The sequence below is a fragment of the Planktothrix sp. FACHB-1355 genome (genome assembly GCF_014748295.1).
In the GTDB taxonomy this organism is placed as follows: Bacteria; Cyanobacteriota; Cyanobacteriia; order Cyanobacteriales; family Aerosakkonemataceae; genus Aerosakkonema; species Aerosakkonema funiforme_A.
In genome coordinates this window covers 1-3,272 of record NZ_JACJUP010000831.1, presented here as the reverse complement: position 1 = coordinate 3,272, position 3,272 = coordinate 1, and the positions used below count along the sequence as shown (strand labels likewise).

Genomic DNA, 3,272 nt, shown 5'->3' with positions numbered 1-3,272 from the left:
TGTGCTCTTCCGATCTTATGCAAAATATCAAATCGAAAATTGACTGGCAAAGTTGGCTGCAACGTTGGGACGCACAGCAAACAGGTTATATACCGCATCGGGAAGCGCGTTTTCAGGCAATGTTAGATGCGATCGAGCTGCAAATGCCTGCTGAATTTGTGGCTCTCGATTTAGCTTGCGGGCCGGGGGCTATCAGTCAGCGTCTTCTGAAACGCTTCCCAAAAGCTAGATGTGTCGCTGTAGATATAGATCCCGTACTTTTAGCGATCGGTCAAGGCGCTTTGGGCGATGCGAACGGTCGTCTGCGTTGGGTGGAAGCGGATCTGATGGCAGATAATTGGATGGAAGCGATCGCACAAACGCAAGTAGATGCGGTGCTGACGACAACGGCGCTGCACTGGTTACCTCCTCATCGCTTACTGCAAGTTTACAAACAGTTGGCGCAGTTAATCCGTCTGGGTGGCGTCTTTCTCAACGGTGATATTATGCCTTTTCCCTTTCACTTGGGAACTTTTCGGCAGATATCGAAAACTTTGAGTGCGCGTCAGGAGAAGCAAGCTTTTCAGGAACGAGGTGTGGAAGACTGGAACAGTTGGTGGCAAGCACTAGCTCAAGAGCCAGAATTGAAAGAATTGCTCCAAGAGCGCGATCGCCGTTTTGGAGAGCGATATACTGATTACGAACCAATTCTCGACTTACACGAAGCTGGACTGCGCGATGCCGGTTTCCGGGAAGTTGGTGTAATTTGGCAAATTTTTGACGATCGAGTCCTGCTCGCAGTGCGATAAAATCCTGTCCGGTAGCGTACCGGACACCTCAAAGCGGTTTCTACCATACTCAGTGCCGTAAATTTAATGGAAATTCTCGCAGACATCCCTTTGTTAGAAAAAATCCTCGCTCCGTGGCAGGAAACGATGGGAAGTAACTATCAACCCTATAAAAACCATGTCTATCGAGTCGTTAATTTCTGCCTGATGCTACATCAATGTACCCCAGACGATCGAGAAAAGTCGATCGTTGCTGGTTGTTTTCACGACCTGGGAATATGGACAGACAAGACAGTCGATTATTTAGCTCCTTCTGTAAAGTTGGCCAAAAAATATTTGAAGGAGAATAGCCAAGAACAGTGGTCAAATGAAATTGAGTTGATGATAGAGCGACACCATCAAATTACAAAATATAGAAATAGTGAGTATCCTTTAGTTGAAGTATTTAGAAAAGCGGACTGGGTTGATGTATCAAAGGGTATCAGATCCTTTGGGTTATCGAAGCATGATATTCAGAAAGTTTTAGATACATTTCCGAACTTAGGATTTCATCAAATTCTGTTTAATCTGGCGAAGGCAGAATTATTGACCTATCGGCGAAATCCTTTGCCAATGATGAAATGGTAGCATTACTTGTTATTCAAACAAATTATCTTTGGTAATTTGGCAAATTTTTGACGATCGAGTCCTGCTGACGGTGCGATAAAATCCTGTCCTGTAGCGTACCGGAAACTATATCAAATAGCATCAAATAGCTTCGCCACGTTCGGCTTCGTCACTTTTCCCATCGCGTTGCGAGGTAACTCTTCCACAACTTGAATTTTGGTAGGAACTTTGTAGGTAGCCAATCGCTCTTTTGCCCAACTTCTGAGAGTTTCTAAAGTTAAATTACTTCCCGATTTTAATACCAAAGCTGCACAAACTCTCTCTCCCCATTCTGCATCTGCAACACCAACAACTGCACAATCTTGAATATCTGGATGAGTTCGCAGCATTTCTTCAATTTCCAAAGCCGAAACTTTATAACCGCCAGTTTTGATAATATCGACGCTAATCCGTCCCAGAATGCGATAGTTATCATTTTCCACTACTGCCAAATCGCCAGTACAAAACCAACTATCGCGAAATGCTTTGGCTGTTGCTGACGGTTTTTGCCAATATTCTCGAAAAACTCCTGCACCTTTGACTTGGAGTTCTCCCGGTGTTCCCGGAGTGACTAATTCTCCGTTTTCATCTACTAATCTAACTTCTACTTGCGGCAAAGGTTTGCCTACATATCCCGCGAATCTTTCACCGTGCAAAGCGTTAGATAAAGCCATGCCAATTTCGGTCATTCCGTAGCGTTCCAGCAGAAAGTGACCGCTAATATTTTGCCATTTTTCTAATACTCGGACGGGTAAAGCTGCGGAGCCTGAAACCATCAGACGCATTTTAGCACAGCCGGCGGAAATTTTTTGTTGCCGATCGCGATCTGCATTTTCCCAAGCGGTAATTAACTTGACATAAATTGTGGGGACAGCCATAAATAAAGTTAAGTCACCGCGAATTATGCGATCGCCAACTATTTCTGCATCAAATTTGGACAGCATATGGCACTCAGCGCCACTCCACAAGGCGCAAGTTAGCACGTTAATAATGCCGTGAATATGATGCAGCGGTAAGACGTGCAAAATGCGATCGTTTGATGTCCATTCCCAAGCAGAAACTAAGCTAGTTACTTGCGCTTGAATATTTTCATGTGTGGTAACAACACCCTTTGGTTTTCCAGTTGTACCGCTAGTATAAAGGATTAACGATCGTCTGGTAAGATCGATTTCTGGGAGTAAAGCAACTTCTGACGGGAGAGTTTCCGAAGTGAGGATAAATCGTAAATTTCTTTCTTCCGCAATCGGACGCAATACAGCCTCAAAATCTGGATGTGCGATGATAATTGCAGCGCCTGAGTCTGCAATTACATACTCTAACTCAGGTCGGGGATGGGAAACACACAAAGGGACAGCTATCCCACCCGCACGCCAAATCCCCCATTGTGTAGCGACATACTGAAATCCCGAAGGAATCAGAAAAGCAACGCGCTGTTCTTGTAAATCTGGGATATTTTCCAGAAGTTTGGTAGCGATTTGAGCAGAAGTTTGGAGCAAATTATGATATGTAAATGCTCCTTCAGTGGCGACAATGGCGATTTTGTTTGGGTTTTGGTGAGCGCGATCGATCGGTGGTAGATTCACGTTAGTTAATTAGTTGCTATTTAGTATTTGTTGCTTTGTGTTTTAACAAATCAATTGTGATTTTTGATTATAACATTCTGGCGTTAAAATAATTCATCCTATCCAGAAATATCTATAAATACTTTATTCTACACTAGCAATTTCCTGTTGTAAAGAACTACCGATATAGCGATCGTGGTTTTCGCCAATGTCATCAACTGTTGCAGTTAATGTACCTAATAACGGTAAAATTGGCTCGAATTCATCTGGATTTGGCGAATTAACTAATTGAGTTAGA

At 43.5% G+C, this 3,272-nt stretch carries 3 protein-coding genes; 2 read left to right on the top strand and 1 reads right to left on the bottom strand.

What is annotated here, in order from left to right:
• Both H6S82_RS25600 and H6S82_RS25595 read left to right on the top strand, forming a co-directional pair.
• Positions 1 to 788 (top strand): class I SAM-dependent methyltransferase (locus H6S82_RS25600; protein ID WP_206756900.1); only part of this gene is annotated, 788 nt, incomplete at its 5' end.
• A gap of 66 nt (positions 789 to 854) precedes the next feature.
• Positions 855 to 1,394 carry an HD domain-containing protein gene (locus H6S82_RS25595; protein WP_190465293.1) on the top strand — a complete coding sequence of 180 codons (540 nt, stop codon included), beginning with the start codon at positions 855 to 857 and terminating at the stop codon, positions 1,392 to 1,394.
• A gap of 110 nt (positions 1,395 to 1,504) precedes the next feature.
• Here the strand turns inward: H6S82_RS25595 and H6S82_RS25590 are convergent, their stop codons facing one another.
• Positions 1,505 to 2,995: an AMP-binding protein gene (locus H6S82_RS25590; protein ID WP_190465292.1), complete on the bottom strand. Its 1,491-nt coding sequence runs from the start codon at positions 2,993 to 2,995 to the stop codon at positions 1,505 to 1,507.
• Positions 2,996 to 3,272 lie beyond the last annotated feature (277 nt).

What these genes read in the sequence shown, in the direction of transcription:
- H6S82_RS25595 (WP_190465293.1), top strand. Translation starts at nt 855, where the DNA reads ATGGAAATTCTCGCAGACATCCCTTTGTTAGAAAAAATCCTCGCTCCG.